The following is a 15,419-nucleotide window of genomic DNA, read 5'->3' as shown; positions in this document are numbered from 1 at the left end:
GCCCCTAATCGCATTTAGGCGACAATGACCAGGAAAACGCGGCGACGCTGTCCGTCAGCGACCGCCCCCCGCCCGCTCGCCGAACCGTTGAAGCAAAATCCCTCGAAGGATCTGCCGAAGCCAGCCCAGAAACACGACAAGGGCCATCATGGCCCCTGTGCGCGTGAACAAAACTATTCGAACGCGATGGATTAGGCGGCTTCGGAACCTTCATGTCCCGGATCGCGCAGCACATATCCGCGGCCCCACACCGTTTCGATGTAGTGCTTGCCGCCAGTCGCAGCCTGAAGCTTCTTCCTGAGCTTGCAGATGAAGACGTCGATGATCTTCAGCTCCGGCTCGTCCATCCCGCCGTAGAGATGATTAAGGAACATCTCCTTGGTCAGCGTCGTGCCCTTCCTGAGCGAAAGGAGCTCAAGCATCTGATATTCTTTACCTGTCAGATGTACGCGCTGGTTATTGACGTCGACGGTCTTGGTGTCGAGATTGACGCGAAGGTCGCCGGTTTCGATAACCGATTGGGCGTGTCCTTTCGAACGGCGCACGATTGCTTGAATGCGTGCGACGAGCTCATCCTTATGGAAGGGCTTCGTCATGTAGTCGTCGGCACCGAAGCCGAGACCACGAACCTTGTCGTCGATACCTGCTAGACCCGACAGAATAAGAATCGGCGTTCCGACCTTCGCAACGCGAAGTGTCTTCAGAACTTCGTAACCGCTCATATCCGGGAGGTTTAGATCTAGGAGAATGATATCGTAATCATAAAGCTTACCTAGATCGACGCCCTCTTCCCCGAGGTCGGTGGTGTAAACGTTAAAGCCTTCCGACTGAAGCATAAGCTCGATGCTCTGCGCCGTGGCACTGTCGTCTTCAATGAGTAGAACCCGCATGACCGTCCCTCTGGTGCCCTATACGATCCGTGTCCGCGCTATGTCTGTCCTTCGCTCAAAGAAAACGCACAACAATCGAGCTAAGCGATCGTTAGGAAGTTAGCGACGAGAGGTTAACAAACCCTAATTCGCGTTAGCTAATTCACCATGCAGCGACTTGCCGGTGTTCCGGCAGCAACTACAGGAGACATGACTTCCGCGAAGGTGGTCGCGCTGCTGCCGGTCGCGAGGCACAAAGACACCTCGTTCGCGCCAGAGCATGGCCCGCCATTACATCAAAATATTAGAACTGCGCCCCTCTCGACCGCCGACAGATCTTCCGCAAGGCCCGATTCCGAGGCGCCCACCTCGTTACCTGACCTCTCCGATCGCTTCTGACCTGCATTCGGCTCGAATCAAGAGCTAACAGAATTCGGAAGAATGCCCTAGACCGCCTTGGGCTAAATTTTGCCCCCAAACGGGACGCGCCGTCAGAAATAGTTACCCGTTGCTTTACCGCAACTTAAGTGCAGTATGTCATATATATTTTCGAGGTCTTCGGACGCTGGTGCAACGCGGCGGACCGTCGACGTTAACGCATTTCTTCATGGTTGCTGTAGCAGCAAAGCCTTACTCTTACTTGGCACGCTTCTTGGGTATCTTGAGGACAGAGACAAGTTCGAATTTGTTTGGGGTATCGGACGATGAAGTCACGTGACCTGGCCATGCGCCTGAAGCGTCGTGAAGTAGAAGAGAAGTCTAGAAAGGTTGACGACCTGGAGAGAATTATTCGCGAATTCGATCAAATGGCTTCGGATCTCGAACGCCAGATCCAACTCGAGGAAGATCGGACGGGTATTCGCGACCGGGCACACTTTTCCTATTCCACGTTCGCGAAAGCAGCCGCTCAGCGCCGCGACAACCTCAGGCAGTCGACCGAAGGCCTCCGCGAGAAACTCGCAGCCGCCGTTCGCGAACGCGACGACACCGTCGAGCAATTCTCTCGCGCCGCCCAGCAGGCCGCGAATCTTGACGATCCCCGCGCCGGCCGTCGTGACCGGCCGTTTGGAATTACAGCCCTTCGCTGAATAAGCCCTGGCTTCGCCGGACAAACCTACGATACCGGGCTCTACGCGCAGAGCCCGGATCCCTCCACCTCCTGATAGCGGCCTCCAAGGCCGAGAGGCTTCAATACCCCCCGCGACGCGGCCCGCCTGAAAGACGCCGCCTTTCTCCCCTCCAATTTCTGTTGGCTTCGACGTTTAAGCACTTGTGACCTCTTGCTCAAATCGGGCGAGGCGGGCACGAGTTGCAACTCGCATTTGTGTTCATCAAATGAGTCTATGTGAGCCGCCGCTCGGGGAAAAATGCCTGTTCGCCGTCCATCGATATTGGTGCCGGCGCTGCTCACGACAGCGGCGTTGACGGGTTGCGCCGGCAATGCACCGGAATTGCAGTCCCTGAGCATTCAGTCGACCAGTGAAAATACCCCGACGGTCGCCGCATTGCCCGGCGAAGCCCAGGGCGGCAAGTTGATATCGGGCGCGACCGGATCGGCAACCGAGATTTATTCGAGGTTGGCGCGAGGCGCGATGACCTGCTGGTTCCCTGCCGGCGGCCCGTTGAAAAAGGATTACGTCTTCCACGCAACCGCGGACGCGCCCTCACGCGGCGGCAAAGCCGAGATCGTCATTCATGAACGTGATCCGTCGCAGCCCAACCCGCGCGGACCCAAAGCTTTCATCGTCGCCATCCAGCCGACGGGAGACGCTTCTGCCAATCTGACAACAGAAAACAGGAAAATGCCGAACGCCTTCGCCGCCGCTATGACGGACGACATCTCGCGTTGGGCGAAAGGCACGGATGGATGCGCAACAACCTCTCCAACTCCCGGCTGGATCCCCGCGCCGCCAGAAACGGCGAACGCAGCGCAGCCGGTGAAGAAGAGTAAGGATCAAAAGCCCAAGGTCAAAGCTGCTCAGGCCAAGCCGGCCCAGCAACCCTAGACTTTATCTCTGATGTGTCGATCCGCAGGCTTCAAGTGACTTGAAGTCAGTCACGATAGTCCTGCAGTCGCGTTGCGCGTAGCCCGGGCAAGCCGTGCTTGTCGATAGAACGCTGCCACGACAGAAACTCGTCGACGGTCAACGTATATCGCTCGCAAGCTTCTTCGATACTGAGAAGACCACCGCGCACAGCGGCAACCACCTCAGCCTTGCGGCGGATGACCCATCGTTTCGTATCCCGCGGGGGAAGGTCTGCGACCGTGAGCGGCGACCCATCGGGTCCGATCACGTAGCGCCCGCGCGCTCTCATTTGCTGTTCGGTCATGATACTCAATACACACTCTTTGACCAGGGTTAGTTATAACCGCATGCGATTAAATTAGCACTAACCCATTGAGTGAAAAACATATAAATGGGCGTGCCAATTCCACATTGCAGCCGCTGAAACGGGCCGCTTCAAGGCGCCCCGTACCAAACTGAAGCAGTGCGTCAGCTGGAACGTCCTCCAGCGAAAATTGGGCCAAACTGGCCGCCCGCGCGCCACGCCGCCTTGCAGACGGCCGATTTGATAATTATTGATGGCTGAGACCAATACCCGCGGAGATTACAAACGTCCCCTCTAGGACAATTCTCTGAATCTCTTGGATCTTTTGAAGGATAGCGGCGCCGGGATATTGTTGTAGGAGCTTTTCCGTGCTCCCTTGCCAAGAACCCGAGCCAGTCGATCGCATGAATCAGTTCGAACCAACATCTGCCGCCAGCAGCGTATCGCGCGCCCCAATTCAGGCGGCCGCCCCGAAAAAGCGCGTTGTCGTGGCGATGTCCGGCGGCGTCGACAGCTCGGTCGCCGCCGCGATCATGAAGGCGGCCGGTCACGACGTCATCGGCGTTACGCTGCAGCTTTACGACCACGGCTCCGCGACGGGCCGCAAGGGCAGCTGCTGCGCGGGCCAGGACATCCACGACGCCCGTCGCGTCGCCGAAGCGCTCGACATCCCGCACTACGTCCTCGATTACGAAACCCGCTTCGCAGCCAAGGTGATCGAGACTTTCGCCGAGAGCTATGTCGCCGGCGAAACGCCGATCCCCTGTGTCACGTGCAATAACGAAATCAAGTTTCGCGATCTTCTCGACACGGCCAAGGATCTGGGCGCCGAAGTCCTCGTTACGGGCCACTACGTTCAGCGGCGCGATACCGAAGACGGTCCTATTCTCGCCCGCGCCGTCGATACGGACCGCGACCAGAGCTATTTCCTCTTCGGCATCACGAAGGAGCAGCTTGCTTCGCTCTGGTTCCCGATCGGCGGCATGCAGAAGTCAGCGGTGCGCGACCTTGCCCGCTCGTTCAATCTCCCGGTTGCGGACAAGTCCGACAGCCAGGACATCTGCTTCGTTCCGACGGGCAAGTACACCGACGTGATTGAGCGGCTGAAGCCGAGCGCGCTCGATTCCGGAAATATCGTACACCTCGACGGCCGCATCCTTGGCCGCCATGACGGCATCGTGCATTACACGGTCGGCCAGCGCCGCGGCATCAAGATTCCGGCTGCGGAACCGCTCTACGTCGTCCGTCTCGACGCCTCCAAGAATGAGGTCGTCGTCGGCCCGAGATCCGCTCTGCAGACTGCGGGCCTAATGCTCCGCAACGTCAATTGGCTCGGGGAAAAGCCTCTGAGCGAGGTCGCAGAAGGCGGCCTCTCGCTCTATGTTCGCATGCGATCGTCGCAGACACTCCGGCCCGCCATACTGACCGTCGAAGAGAACGGCGCGGTCCGGGTCGAGCTTGCTGATGGCGAAGAGGGTATTGCGACGGGGCAGGCGTGCGTGTTTTATGCCGATGCCGGGACGGAGGGACGTGTCCTTGGCGGGGGGTACATTGCAAAAACTATCAAGGCCACAAATATCGCCGAAGAGGCGGTAAGGAACACCACGATGGCTGGCGCGAGCCGCTAGGCACATCGCATGAATTCGGTTGCGGACGAATGGAGATCGGGCAGTGAGCGATAACGAGCCTTCGGGCTTCCGCGCCTCGTCGGGAGCGCGTGCAGGAGCACAGAAAAGGCGATCGGAAGCAAAGGTTTTGCAGCTCGATGAAGGCCAGGTCCGCGACGCATACCGTCGCTGGGCGCCGGTTTATGATTATACCTTCGGCGCGATCTCGACGGCCGGCCGACGCCACGCGGTCGAAATCATCAATGGCGGTAACGGACGCGTGCTCGAAGTTGGCGTCGGCACCGGCCTCTCGCTCCCGGAATACAAAAAGCATTTGGACATCGTTGGCATCGATCTCGCGCCAGAGATGCTCGATAAAGCCCGCGAGCGCGTCAAAGCCGAGAAGCTGACGAACGTCTCGGGCCTTCACGAAATGGACGCGAGCAACCTTCGCTTCCCCGACAACACCTTCGACAGGACGGTCGCGATGTACGTGATCACCGTCGTGCCCGATCCGCAGAAGGTCATGCAGGAATTGTCGCGAGTGACGAAGCCGGGCGGCGAGGTCATGCTCGTCAACCACTTCAGCCAGGACGACGGCGTCCGCGGCTGGGTCGAGCGGCAGATGGCGCCCTTCGCCGATCTCGTAGGCTGGCACTCGGTATTTGACGTGTCGCGCGTGATGGTATGCCCCGAACTGAAGCTGATAGACCGTAAGGCGCTGCGGCCCTGGGGCATTTTCACGATGATGCGCTTCCGCAAGGAAGGGGAAGTCAGCCAGCGCCCGGTTGCGGCGGAATAGCCGCGCGGAATACGAGAAATTAGTGTCCTTCCCGGCCCTATCGCATTTTGTTGGCACTGATGTGCCGCCGGGACGGAGCGCCGTGTTGACAGAAAGCTGCGGTGCTCCCTATAGACGGTCGCCTTAGTGCCAGCATGCTGGCCGGTGTGGCGGGATAGCTCAGGTGGTTAGAGCGGCGGTCTCATAATCCGCAGGTCGGCGGTTCAAGTCCGCCTCCCGCTACCATTCGCACCCTTTTGAAATTTCACCATTATCCGTGGCCCTTCGATCCTAACCGGATCGAATGAGGGCGAGAGCGCACTTTGCGCATGAAGCGCTCTCCCAGCAGCACGTCGTGTTGTACGAAAAACGCCGGACCTGAAGTCGGCAGGCATACGCAAAACAGCATTCAGTGAAAATGCGAGAGGCTTTGAAAGTCAAAAAAAAGCGCCGGCACAATGGCCGGCGCTCTGCAATGTCAGACGGCGTATCCACCTCTTCCGCCCGGCCGCAGCAGGGATTTGGTCAAGGCATAGTGGACGAGTCCCGCCGCGATACATGACGGGACCGACGCACTGATCACATTGAACAGGGCGTTGTGTGCGGTGAGCGACAGCGGGTTGAAGAGCGCGTAGTAGACGAACCCGCCGACGACGAGCGCGACGAAAGCGATCCAGTTAACTCCGCCCCAGAATGCGTAGTCTGTTCCGGGCTCGTCGCGATAAAGGTCGCGTGAGTTCACCTGCCCTCGCCGCAGCAGGATGTAGTCGACCGCTGTAACGCCGGAGAGAGGCGCAAATCCGAGCGCAGTCCACGCAAGAAATACGAAGAAATTGTCGTAGATCTGGGCTGGGAAGAACGAGACGATGATCACCGGAATGAAGAGAGCGCCCGTTAAGACACCCCAGGGGATGTTCTCGAAGCGCCGCCCTCCCGCCTGCCGCATCGCCAGGCACATTCCGTAAAAGATGCTGACGATCGCGGTGATGTTCGCCAAGCCGATGAACAGCAGCGCAATGACGCCGATGGTCATTCCGCCGAGCGGGATCATCCAAGCCGTGGGATCGAAATTGCCGAGGCTCAACGCCGCCAGCAGTCCGATCACCTCGCCCACGACCGCAGCCGCAAAGATGCCTGTGATGTTCGGCCACAACGCTGCGCGCGGCGTCTTGGTGAAGCGGGCGATATTGCCGAGGATCGGCCACCATCCGAAACTCGCGGCAAGATTGATCTCCACCGCCACCATGAAATTAGTGCTTGGATCCTCGAACGGCTGCAGTGGGGCCGCAGCAGCAATGGCGCTCCACGATTTCTCCGCGAAGAGAAGTATCAAGATACCCGCGCAGAGCGCGAGTTTTCCGGGCCCCACAATCCGGTTCAACCATTTGACCGCAGTCGGTCCTTTCCAGAGAAGCACCCAGGAAATCGCGATGGCGATGATTGCGAATGCCGTCACTCCGAGGTCGTTCGGGCCGATCGTCGTTCCGGCCGTGCTGTTGGTGACCTCGCTGATCGCGCGGCCGAACATGATCGCCAAGACGGACGACCAGCCGACACCGTAGATCGCGAGAAAGATGCATACGAGCATGAGCACGCCTGCACGCCCGAAAACACTGCGCGCAAACGTGAATTGTTCGACACCGTATTTGCTCGTGCCCAAGCAAACGCTGACCGACACGATCGAAACGCCGATGACGTTACCGATAATGATGGCCGCGATGCCATCGCGCGCGCCGACGAACATCGCAGTCGTTCCACCGAGGAGAAAGGCCCAGGTGGCGACCGCGATGCCGATGTTGACCCAAGAGTGGTCTAATAGTCCGAGCTGACGTTCTTCTTTTAAGACCGGGAGCGTGCCGAAGGCGGAACTGGCACCCGTAAAATTCGTGGTTCCCGCCATGATCAAACCCCTGTCCGGATGACAGCTGTGACCACAGCGATGAGTATCGCGAAACTGAACCAGAGCACCAATTCCCACGAGGAAATGTCAGCTCTAGCGGGATCTTGGTATCCGTCTCGAAGCACGATATCGAGGCGGCGGTTCAACTCTTTCTGGATTTCACTTTCGTGGACTACAGATTCCTTCATTGGCACCCTCCCTAGATTTTTAGTTTTTTTAGGACAGCACTTCGGAGCCCCCTTCAGGCGAGATCGCACCACTGGCGCTCTATTGCGGACGTCGTAATTTTTTCGGTGGCTCGCCTCCCTTTGTCGCGATCGGTGTCAGATATCCAAAACGAGCACGTCGCTTCGTGCGCGCGAACAGCAGATCATCATCGTATTCTTCTTCAGCCGTTCCTCCTCCGTGAGCAGCGTATCCCGGTGATCGACGACGCCCTCGATAACTCTCGTCTCACAGGCACCGCAGAACCCTTGGCAGCAGGAGTGAGGGACGGACGGATCGACATTCAGAAGCTCCGTCAGGATGGTTGATCCGGGAGGAATGACGACGCGGCGGCCGGAGCGCTTCATCACCACCTCGAAAGGCTTATCCGAAGCGTCACCATTGACCGGAGGCGCAGACGTCGAAGCTGCAAAGCGCTCGACGCGCAGCGCGATGTCGTGGCGCTCGCCGCACAAGGATGCGAGTTCGTCGAGCATTCGATTGGGCCCGCAGGCGTATATTTGCGTGCCGGACTTTGCTTGAGTTACAATTTCTCTGATGTTCAGCTTTCCGATCTCAGCTGGGGCAAGCGTAACATTCGCCTGCGGCAGCCGCCGGACTTCGTCGAGCAATCCCATCGATGTGAGAGACTTGCCGGCATAGTAGAGATGCCATGAGCATCGAGCGCTGACCGCTTCGGCCATCGGCAGGATCGGCGTGATGCCGATACCGCCTGCAATGAAAATATAGTCTTGGGCCTGCTCGAGTCGAAAATGATTGACGGGCGGGCTGACGTTCAGAACGTCACCTAACCTGAGCTTGGAGTGAATCTCGCGAGATCCACCGCGTCCACCTTCCGCATCCTTGACCGCTATTCTGTACTGCGAACCATCGCTCCCTCTGGCGTAAAGCGAGTATTGCCGCATCAGGCCAGAGGGTAGGCGAAGCTTGATGTGCGCACCCGGCTCCCAATCCGGGAGACGCCCTCCTTTTGGATCGGTCAAGGTCAACGAGATCACCTGATTTGCCTCGCGCCGCAGGCAATCAACGCGAAGCCGAAGGTCAGTGTCTGGCATCTTTAAATCCACGCGCCGTGCCGATCGCACAGTTGAATTGCGGATAGTTTGGAGACCGCCTATTCGGCGGCCTCACTTTGCACATAGCCAAATCGCTCTTGGATTTTGTCGACGACATCCATCACCGCGCGGCGATAGTTGAGCGTCACGACATCCGCCGAGCAGGAGAACTCTCGCACCTTGCCGTCGAGCGGCACCTCTTTCGGCACGATCTTGCTGACGATCGGCGTGTCCTCGTCGAAGACCTTTGTTTCGAGTGCGAGAATGTCGTCCGCTGTCCCGTGTTTGAAGTCGGAACACGTCGCACTGCCCCAATAGACGATGCACTTTTCAGGCCCGACCGGAGACGGAAAGTCGACCAAGTAGCGATGCCCACCCTCGCCGTAGTCGTAGAGAATGGTCGCGATGCCGGGCGCATAGACGTGATAGTGCATCCACGAGTCGCCCATCGAGGAGAACTCGGACCCTTCCACGCGCGGATAAAAGATGGTCGTCGAAACTTCGCGCCCGCTACGATGGATCTGCATGGAATCGACGATCGGGCTGACGTTGCCCATAGATCCTGCGTGCACGAAGGCAAAGTGCGCCATGTCGTTGAAATTTTCGGTGGCAGACATGAAGCCGATATCCATCGGAATGGGCGCAGCCGCGCGCCAGTCGAGCTCCAGATTTTGGATTTCCGGAGGGTTCGGAAGATCGAACATCGGCTCTTCGAGGCACGTCCATATATGCGCGAAGCGTTCGATCACTGGATATGCCCGAATGGCCGGCGCATTTGGCGGGAACTTCGAAGCGTCCGGAAGCGCCGGAATTCCGGTGCATTTTCCGCTGCTGCCGTCGAACGTCCAACCGTGATAGGGACAACGAACACCGGTATCGCACACCTCGCCGCCCGCCAAATCTCCTCCCCGGTGCACGCAATATCGATCGGTGACGCGAGCCTGCCCGTCCTTGTCGCGAAAAACAACGAGATCGCGCCCTAACAGAACAGCCGCTTTCGGCTTTGAGATATCTTGGCTGCGAGCGACGACAAACCAACAGTGGTGATAGGCCTGTTGCAGTGCGGCTTTGGAATAGCGGCTCACTGTTAAATCTCCCGATCCGTGCTTTTTTAAACCATTGCATCCGCCCGAGTTCGCGCCGGCGGCTCCGAATGACAAGCTCGCCGAAAGCTTCGGAGTGTTCGCGAAACTCCGCTGCTCTGCATGTCAAGATAGGTTGAGGTCCGGGGGCGAGCTTGCCATAATGCGCAGTGGAGATGCGCCATATGACAAGTACGCACGCGCTCATCATTTTAATCTGAGTACGCGGCTAATCCCGCACGTCAGAGGACGCACGAGTCAAACCGCAGCTTCGGAGCCGCTCTATTTCGGCAATGATGGGGGAGGTTTAGTGGAGCACCGAAAGACACCTGGCTGTGCCGTAAACGAGCTGCCTCCGAGCAACGGCCAGAAGATGCATCCGGTGCCAGCCGCTGCCTATCAGGTCAGAATGCTGGTGCTTCCAGGCTCGACGGAACTCGATCTCACACTCCACCAGGAACTGTTCCGTGTTGCCAATGGGCTCCTCAGCAAGAGCCTGTTCCGCGTCGATATTCTGACAATCGACGATCGAAACGTTACACTGGCAAACGGCCGCGAGATCATGCCGACGGCCTCATTCAATCTGCCCGGCGAGTGCGCACTTTCCATCGTCCTCTCACATATCAATCCCGATCCTGCGCTGGCCCCCGCTATCAATAGCGCAATCAGGAAGCTCGCAAAGACATCGACACTCATCGCAGCGGCCGATCAGGCGCCGCTCCTTCTCGCAAGCGCGGGTCTATTGGACGGTCGGATCGCTACATGCCACGTCGATCTGATGCTTGCGGCACAAGAAAGCTATCCCGCGGTCGAATTCGTCGATCAGTTATGGATCCGGGATGGCGACATCCTCACATATCCCGGCCATCTTTCGACTGTCGACACCATGGTCGAGTACATTGGCGAGATACTCGGTGCGGAATTCGCGGAGGCGCTTTCTGCGGAGTTGATTTCCCACTCGCCGCGATCTCCACGCTTGTCTCAGCGCAGCACGCGAAACGCAGTCGAGGGAACCAGCGATCTGCGCGTTCAGAAGGCGGTCGACATAATGCGATCACATATCGAAGCGCCGCTCAGCATTCCGGCCATCGCTGAAAAGGTCGGCGTCTCGACGCGATCTCTCGAAGTGCTTTGGCGGAACGTGCTCGGATCTTCGCCTCAGCTTTTCTACATGCGGGAGCGCATCAACCACAGTTGCTCCCTGCTTTTGTTCAGCGGCCTTTCCATCACAGAGATTTCGTGCGCGTGCGGATTCAGTTCCGGTGCATCGTTCTCGCGCGCCTTCGCAGATCTGACCGGGCTCTCTCCGCGCGAATATCGCAGGAAACACGGCAATAAGATTGCACCGGCGGTGCTTCTGAAAAATCGAATAACGCGTCGCGCACAATCCGTCGAGGCGGTTGCCAACGGCGCCGCAACGCAAGAGCCGCGATCGACCTTGAAGGGCACCCGCGTATCCTGAACGCGCGCCGATACGAACACAGAGGAGAGCCCTGGAATGGCTTGCATGTCACTTGTTGAAGGAACAGAAACCGGCAAGCGGACGGTGCCGGAGCAGCTCATCGGCTGCTGGAAGCGGCACAGCATCGACTTCAAGAACGGAACGGTGGACCGGACGACGCGCGTCCTCTGGCTTCAAACGGCATCCGGCGTCGCCGACATTCGCATTTCGGCAGACCGTCCCGATATGCGCCACCGTACAGGGCTCGCGAGCTGCACCCGGGACGAACTGTTGGCCTTGGCCGAGCAGGACTGTTTTGCCGCGACGACGCTATTCGATCCGGCGGCGACCCCCTACCCAACGGCAATCTGGCCAATATCGCTCGACCTTTTTCGCTTTCAGCCGGTCGTGAGTTTTCCCGAACCGGGTTGGCTCGAGTGGAAAGACAATGGCAGCGTGATGATGGAATACGCACCAAGCGGCGCGTACGAGGAGGACTGGCGCCTTCTCGAGATGAAGCCGGCGTTTGCGATCCACCTCATGAAGGTCAACAACGACGCAATCGAGTGCCTCTATGTGGTCGGCAACCATGTGGTGCGGGCCAGGAGCCGGCATCGTGCAATTACGCAGCAGCGGCCGCTCGTCGACATAGCGCGTCGGCTAGGAAACGACCTCGCGCCGATCCGCGAAATGCTCGATTGCGAGTTCTCATACGGCCAAAGAGAGGGGGCTTCGAAAGACTATGTCATCGAGCTTTCGACGCTTCCGTGGCTCGAAGGACAAAAACTGAATTGCAATTGGGTCTTCGACATCGCCGCGGGCCAAGTCTTCGCCCACGATCCAGATGGACACGCTTGGAAGGTCGAGTCGCTATGGAGGTCGGAGTCTGCGAGATCCAGGGAAAGCAAATTCGGCTCGAACCCGTCTCTCGCGACCACTCATACTGCTTGAATGATCGAAGGTTTTGCGCCGAGTCTAGGTCGCCGATAATCGCGCGATCCACGCCGTACGGCCGCCAGCCAGTGGATCTTCCACCGCGTGAGCGATGACGTCGAATCCGGAGGCCGCCAGCAATGCACGGTACTCGGCGGCGTCGAGACTGGCATGATAAAGCGGGTCTCCGCGATAGGAACCAATCGCTTCTCCATAAGCTGGACCCGTATTGAACATCAGCAGCGCCGACGCCGACGCCGACGCATGCTCCGCGAATATTGGGAACATCTTGCGTTGATCGTCGGGCTTGAGATGAAAGAAGCTGTCCCAAGCAAGGATTCCATCGAAGCGTTTGCCGATCGAGACGGATCGCATGTCGGCGACGATCCATTCCTGGTCGGGCATGCGGCTTCGACAGAGGGAGATGAAGGTCGGCGAAGCATCGACCCCCGTCACGCGGAACCCGCACTCGACGAGATGGCGCGCGATCGGTTCGCCCGCGCCGCATCCGAGATCAAGTATCGCTGCGCCGCGCGGCAGAGCCTCGACAAATTGATCGAGCCACCGCTTGTCGTTCCACCCCGCGTTGCGGCGATCGGCGTCCCAAGCCAGCGCGTGGCGTTCGTAATGACCGATGATTCGCTCGGAAAGGTCTGTCATCGGATTTCCTGGATGGGCCTACTATGAAACCTTCGACGCAGCGCAATTTCGCACAGATCAATCGAAATCGACCTTGCGGCTGCGCATCTTCTTCACATGCCCGCGCACTGTCTTCGCCTTGATGCGTTCCTCGCGCGCGCCGCGAGATGGCTTGGTCTTGATTCTGAGCTTCGGACGCTCCAACGCGGTCTCGACGAGTTCAATGAGCCGAGCACGAGCATCGGCTCTATTCTGCTCTTGGCTGCGAAAACGATCTGCCTGAATGACGATGATGCCCTCTATCGTCAAACGGCGCCCCGCAAGACGTTTCAGCTTATCGCGCGCGTAATCGGGAATGGACGTGTTTGCCCTGAGATCGAAGCGAAGCTCGACCGCCGTCGAAACTTTATTGACGTTTTGACCGCCCGGCCCCGACGCACGCACGAAGCGTTCCTCGAGTTCCGTTTCGGCGATCTCGAGAGCGTCCGTCACACGCATGGTCCGTCAGCCCTATTCCTAAATCGGTCTGTTCCTGACCGCGTTTCCGGCGCCGGTCGGTTATGCTCGATGAGATGTATCACCGGGCTCATCGAGCGCAAACCAAGCCGGAAGTGCCCGTCTTATGCTCATCGGATACCCACAGGCTTTCGGGCAGGTGCGGAATGGCCGGTTGCTAAAAATCGGTTCCCCGCCGAACAGTCGTAAGTCGCATTTGGTGATTCGAAAACGTTGTTAACTTTGCTAAAGGGAACCAATTGTTCGCCAAAAACGTAAACACGGTGCAATATCGATTCGGCACCGTTAGTTCGCATTCGAGCAATCGCGTTTACCTAGTCTTTAGCGTCGCCGCTTAGCGTCATTGAGTTACCGAAGAATCCGGTACGCCCATCGGGGGTCACTGAATTCTATTGAATAACACGACGAAAGGTCGAGCACGCCGCCATGCGATCTGCCACGACAGCTGTGATTTCGTCCGCCGATACCGCCGTTCGTGGGGCGGATTGGGGCCCATCCGCACGGTTCATCGGCCTCGCGATCGCGTCGATCGCCCCTGCCCTCTTCTGGTGCCTTGTCGTCCAGTTGATCGCCTATTGGTCCGGGATTTCGCTATCGCCGATGGCCGTAGGCGCACTGTTCGTCACCATCGCTGCATTCCTGTTTGCCATCTGCGCGCCCCTCATGCTGCGCTCCTCGTCTGCCAAAGATCATGCCCCGCGCACGGCCGCGCCGGACCTGAGCAGTCGCCCCGTCAGCCGATAGAGAACAAGCGACGAGAAGCAGCTAGCTTCCGGCCCAGTCGCAAACCAATTGACCGCAAATGCGCTTTCTTGGACCACCACCCACACAGGGTCCGGGGATAGTTTCGCATCGCCGGCAGGAATAGGAGGACAAACATCCCCTCCAGCCTCGGCCACGTTTAAAATTGCATGTCGTAAGAACTTGGCAGTCGCGCTGAATACCGGGAACGCCGCCTGGGCCCTCCTGAGCCAAGGCGGCGTCCGAACCGCAAAACGCGGTGATCAGTACAGCGAAGACAAGTAATGCTCTCGCCATTTGAAGTACCGGACAAGTTCAAGCCGCAAAGCACAAGCATCACCCTGTGCGCGACTCGGCGCAAGCCGGAAACTCCGTAATAAGCGCCTATTCCGCAGCGGCGCGCTTCTTCGGTTTCACCAGTTCCATATAGTCATTGAGAAGAGTTTCGGTGATGGAACCGGGATTATATTTATGCTCGCCGATCTCAGAAACCGGCGTGACTTCCGCCGCCGTGCCGGTGATGAAGCACTCGGAGAATGAGCCGAGCTCTTCCGGCATGATTACACGTTCGACGACGGTGATGCCGCGCGCCTTCGCAAGATCGATGACGGTTCGGCGCGTAATGCCGTTGAGGAAGCAATCAGCCTCCGGCGTATGCACCACGCCATCCTTCACGAAGAAGATGTTGGCCCCGGTGCATTCGGCGACGCGACCGCGCCAGTCGAGCATCAACGCGTCCGAGTATCCGGCGCGTTCGGCGCGGTGTTTCTCGATGGTGCAGATCATGTAGAGACCCGCTGCCTTGGCCTTCGACGGGGCACAGGCGGGATCGGGCCGGCGATAGACGGCGTTGGTGATGCGAATGCCCTTGAGGCGCTGCTCCATGGGGAAATAGGAGCCCCAGTCCCACGCCGCGACCGCGAGGTGAATTTTCGCCTGTTGCGCTGAGACGCCCATCTGCTCGCTGCCGCGCCAGGCGATCGGCCGGACATAGCAGTCGGAGAGCTTGTTTGCGGCGACGACGTCGCGGCAGGCCTGATCGATCTCGGCGATCGAGTAAGGAATCTTGAAATCGAGGATTCGTGCACTTTCGACCAGGCGCTCGCTGTGCTCGGTGAGCTTGAAGATCTCACCGCCATACGCGCGCTCGCCCTCGAACACCGAGCTTGCATAGTGGAGCGCGTGCGTCAGAAGGTGCACCTTCACGTCGCGCCAGTTGACGAGGGTTCCGTCGATCCAAATGAGCCCGTCGCGATCGTGATAGGGGATGAGGTCGGCCATGCCAGTCCAATTCCTTCC

Annotated in this window: 16 protein-coding genes and 1 tRNA gene; 8 read left to right on the top strand and 9 right to left on the bottom strand. The window is 58.7% G+C overall.

The window, feature by feature from the left end; translation table 11 throughout:
- Positions 1–191: 191 nt before the first annotated feature.
- Positions 192–890, bottom strand: a complete 699-nt coding sequence (gene ctrA / locus K2Q04_RS04290) for a response regulator transcription factor CtrA (RefSeq protein WP_045836896.1) — start codon at positions 888–890, stop codon at positions 192–194.
- Between the two features lie 683 nt (positions 891–1,573).
- Here ctrA and K2Q04_RS04285 point away from each other — a divergent pair.
- Together K2Q04_RS04285 and K2Q04_RS04280 are read left to right on the top strand one after the other, a co-directional pair.
- A complete protein-coding gene (locus K2Q04_RS04285) occupies positions 1,574–1,957 on the top strand; it encodes a flagellar export protein FliJ (RefSeq protein ID WP_092864495.1) in 384 nt (127 codons plus the stop codon).
- A 279-nt stretch (positions 1,958–2,236) separates the two neighbouring features.
- Positions 2,237–2,875, top strand: coding sequence for a hypothetical protein (locus K2Q04_RS04280; protein ID WP_291159686.1), 639 nt, complete (start codon positions 2,237–2,239; stop codon positions 2,873–2,875).
- 46 nt (positions 2,876–2,921) lie between these two features.
- On the opposite strand, the gene K2Q04_RS04275 is transcribed toward K2Q04_RS04280, so the two are convergent.
- Positions 2,922–3,200 carry a DUF1153 domain-containing protein gene (locus K2Q04_RS04275; protein WP_045836900.1) on the bottom strand — a complete coding sequence of 93 codons (279 nt, stop codon included), beginning with the start codon at positions 3,198–3,200 and terminating at the stop codon, positions 2,922–2,924.
- A 404-nt stretch (positions 3,201–3,604) separates the two neighbouring features.
- On the opposite strand from K2Q04_RS04275, the gene mnmA reads away from it, so the two are divergent.
- From mnmA to K2Q04_RS04260, 3 genes are all read left to right on the top strand, one after another.
- Positions 3,605–4,828: a tRNA 2-thiouridine(34) synthase MnmA gene (gene mnmA / locus K2Q04_RS04270; protein ID WP_291159683.1), complete on the top strand. Its 1,224-nt coding sequence runs from the start codon at positions 3,605–3,607 to the stop codon at positions 4,826–4,828.
- 43 nt (positions 4,829–4,871) lie between these two features.
- Positions 4,872–5,609 carry a methyltransferase domain-containing protein gene (locus K2Q04_RS04265; RefSeq protein ID WP_291159681.1) on the top strand — a complete coding sequence of 246 codons (738 nt, stop codon included), beginning with the start codon at positions 4,872–4,874 and terminating at the stop codon, positions 5,607–5,609.
- Between the two features lie 148 nt (positions 5,610–5,757).
- Positions 5,758–5,834, top strand: a tRNA-Met gene (locus K2Q04_RS04260).
- A 232-nt stretch (positions 5,835–6,066) separates the two neighbouring features.
- On the opposite strand, the gene K2Q04_RS04255 is transcribed toward K2Q04_RS04260, so the two are convergent.
- From K2Q04_RS04255 to K2Q04_RS04240, 4 genes are all read right to left on the bottom strand, one after another.
- Entirely contained in the window at positions 6,067–7,488 is a 1,422-nt protein-coding gene (locus K2Q04_RS04255) for a cytosine permease (RefSeq protein WP_291159678.1), read from the bottom strand.
- 2 nt (positions 7,489–7,490) lie between these two features.
- Positions 7,491–7,676 carry a hypothetical protein gene (locus K2Q04_RS04250; RefSeq protein WP_291159675.1) on the bottom strand — a complete coding sequence of 62 codons (186 nt, stop codon included), beginning with the start codon at positions 7,674–7,676 and terminating at the stop codon, positions 7,491–7,493.
- Positions 7,677–7,811: 135 nt separating this feature from the next.
- A complete protein-coding gene (locus tag K2Q04_RS04245; RefSeq protein ID WP_291159672.1) occupies positions 7,812–8,768 on the bottom strand; it encodes a PDR/VanB family oxidoreductase in 957 nt (318 codons plus the stop codon).
- Positions 8,769–8,827: 59 nt separating this feature from the next.
- Positions 8,828–9,853, bottom strand: a complete 1,026-nt coding sequence (locus K2Q04_RS04240; RefSeq protein WP_291159669.1) for an aromatic ring-hydroxylating dioxygenase subunit alpha — start codon at positions 9,851–9,853, stop codon at positions 8,828–8,830.
- Between the two features lie 307 nt (positions 9,854–10,160).
- Here K2Q04_RS04240 and K2Q04_RS04235 point away from each other — a divergent pair, with 307 nt between their 5' ends.
- Positions 10,161–11,312, top strand: coding sequence for a helix-turn-helix domain-containing protein (locus tag K2Q04_RS04235; protein ID WP_291159666.1), 1,152 nt, complete (start codon positions 10,161–10,163; stop codon positions 11,310–11,312).
- A gap of 45 nt (positions 11,313–11,357) precedes the next feature.
- Complete coding sequence (locus K2Q04_RS04230) at positions 11,358–12,242, top strand: hypothetical protein (RefSeq protein ID WP_291159664.1); 885 nt, start codon at positions 11,358–11,360, stop codon at positions 12,240–12,242.
- A 24-nt stretch (positions 12,243–12,266) separates the two neighbouring features.
- Here the strand turns inward: K2Q04_RS04230 and K2Q04_RS04225 are convergent, their stop codons facing one another.
- The gene (locus K2Q04_RS04225) at positions 12,267–12,884 is read right to left on the bottom strand and encodes a class I SAM-dependent methyltransferase (protein ID WP_291159661.1); all 618 of its coding nucleotides are present in this window, start codon (positions 12,882–12,884) and stop codon (positions 12,267–12,269) included.
- 57 nt (positions 12,885–12,941) lie between these two features.
- Positions 12,942–13,361, bottom strand: coding sequence for an alternative ribosome rescue aminoacyl-tRNA hydrolase ArfB (gene arfB / locus K2Q04_RS04220; RefSeq protein ID WP_291159659.1), 420 nt, complete (start codon positions 13,359–13,361; stop codon positions 12,942–12,944).
- A gap of 444 nt (positions 13,362–13,805) precedes the next feature.
- On the opposite strand from arfB, the gene K2Q04_RS04215 reads away from it, so the two are divergent.
- Complete coding sequence (locus tag K2Q04_RS04215) at positions 13,806–14,123, top strand: hypothetical protein (RefSeq protein ID WP_291159657.1); 318 nt, start codon at positions 13,806–13,808, stop codon at positions 14,121–14,123.
- A 381-nt stretch (positions 14,124–14,504) separates the two neighbouring features.
- On the opposite strand, the gene K2Q04_RS04210 is transcribed toward K2Q04_RS04215, so the two are convergent.
- Entirely contained in the window at positions 14,505–15,401 is an 897-nt protein-coding gene (locus K2Q04_RS04210) for a branched-chain amino acid aminotransferase (RefSeq protein ID WP_291159655.1), read from the bottom strand.
- Positions 15,402–15,419: the final 18 nt, after the last annotated feature.

It is taken from the genome of Hyphomicrobium sp., from assembly GCF_019753045.1.
In the GTDB taxonomy this organism is placed as follows: domain Bacteria; phylum Pseudomonadota; class Alphaproteobacteria; order Rhizobiales; family Hyphomicrobiaceae; genus Hyphomicrobium_B.
This window is presented reverse-complemented; position numbering and strand designations above follow the sequence as displayed.

Excerpts from the sequence above, each read along its gene's own strand:
- ctrA (WP_045836896.1), bottom strand. The coding sequence starts at position 890 with ATGCGGGTTCTACTCATTGAAGACGACAGTGCCACGGCGCAGAGCATC.
- K2Q04_RS04285 (WP_092864495.1), top strand. The coding sequence starts at position 1,574 with ATGAAGTCACGTGACCTGGCCATGCGCCTGAAGCGTCGTGAAGTAGAA.
- K2Q04_RS04280 (WP_291159686.1), top strand. The coding sequence starts at position 2,237 with ATGCCTGTTCGCCGTCCATCGATATTGGTGCCGGCGCTGCTCACGACA.
- K2Q04_RS04275 (WP_045836900.1), bottom strand. The coding sequence starts at position 3,200 with ATGACCGAACAGCAAATGAGAGCGCGCGGGCGCTACGTGATCGGACCC.
- mnmA (WP_291159683.1), top strand. The coding sequence starts at position 3,605 with ATGAATCAGTTCGAACCAACATCTGCCGCCAGCAGCGTATCGCGCGCC.
- K2Q04_RS04255 (WP_291159678.1), bottom strand. The coding sequence starts at position 7,488 with ATGGCGGGAACCACGAATTTTACGGGTGCCAGTTCCGCCTTCGGCACG.
- K2Q04_RS04250 (WP_291159675.1), bottom strand. The coding sequence starts at position 7,676 with ATGAAGGAATCTGTAGTCCACGAAAGTGAAATCCAGAAAGAGTTGAAC.
- K2Q04_RS04245 (WP_291159672.1), bottom strand. The coding sequence starts at position 8,768 with ATGCCAGACACTGACCTTCGGCTTCGCGTTGATTGCCTGCGGCGCGAG.
- K2Q04_RS04230 (WP_291159664.1), top strand. The coding sequence starts at position 11,358 with ATGTCACTTGTTGAAGGAACAGAAACCGGCAAGCGGACGGTGCCGGAG.
- K2Q04_RS04225 (WP_291159661.1), bottom strand. The coding sequence starts at position 12,884 with ATGACAGACCTTTCCGAGCGAATCATCGGTCATTACGAACGCCACGCG.
- arfB (WP_291159659.1), bottom strand. The coding sequence starts at position 13,361 with ATGCGTGTGACGGACGCTCTCGAGATCGCCGAAACGGAACTCGAGGAA.
- K2Q04_RS04215 (WP_291159657.1), top strand. The coding sequence starts at position 13,806 with ATGCGATCTGCCACGACAGCTGTGATTTCGTCCGCCGATACCGCCGTT.
- K2Q04_RS04210 (WP_291159655.1), bottom strand. The coding sequence starts at position 15,401 with ATGGCCGACCTCATCCCCTATCACGATCGCGACGGGCTCATTTGGATC.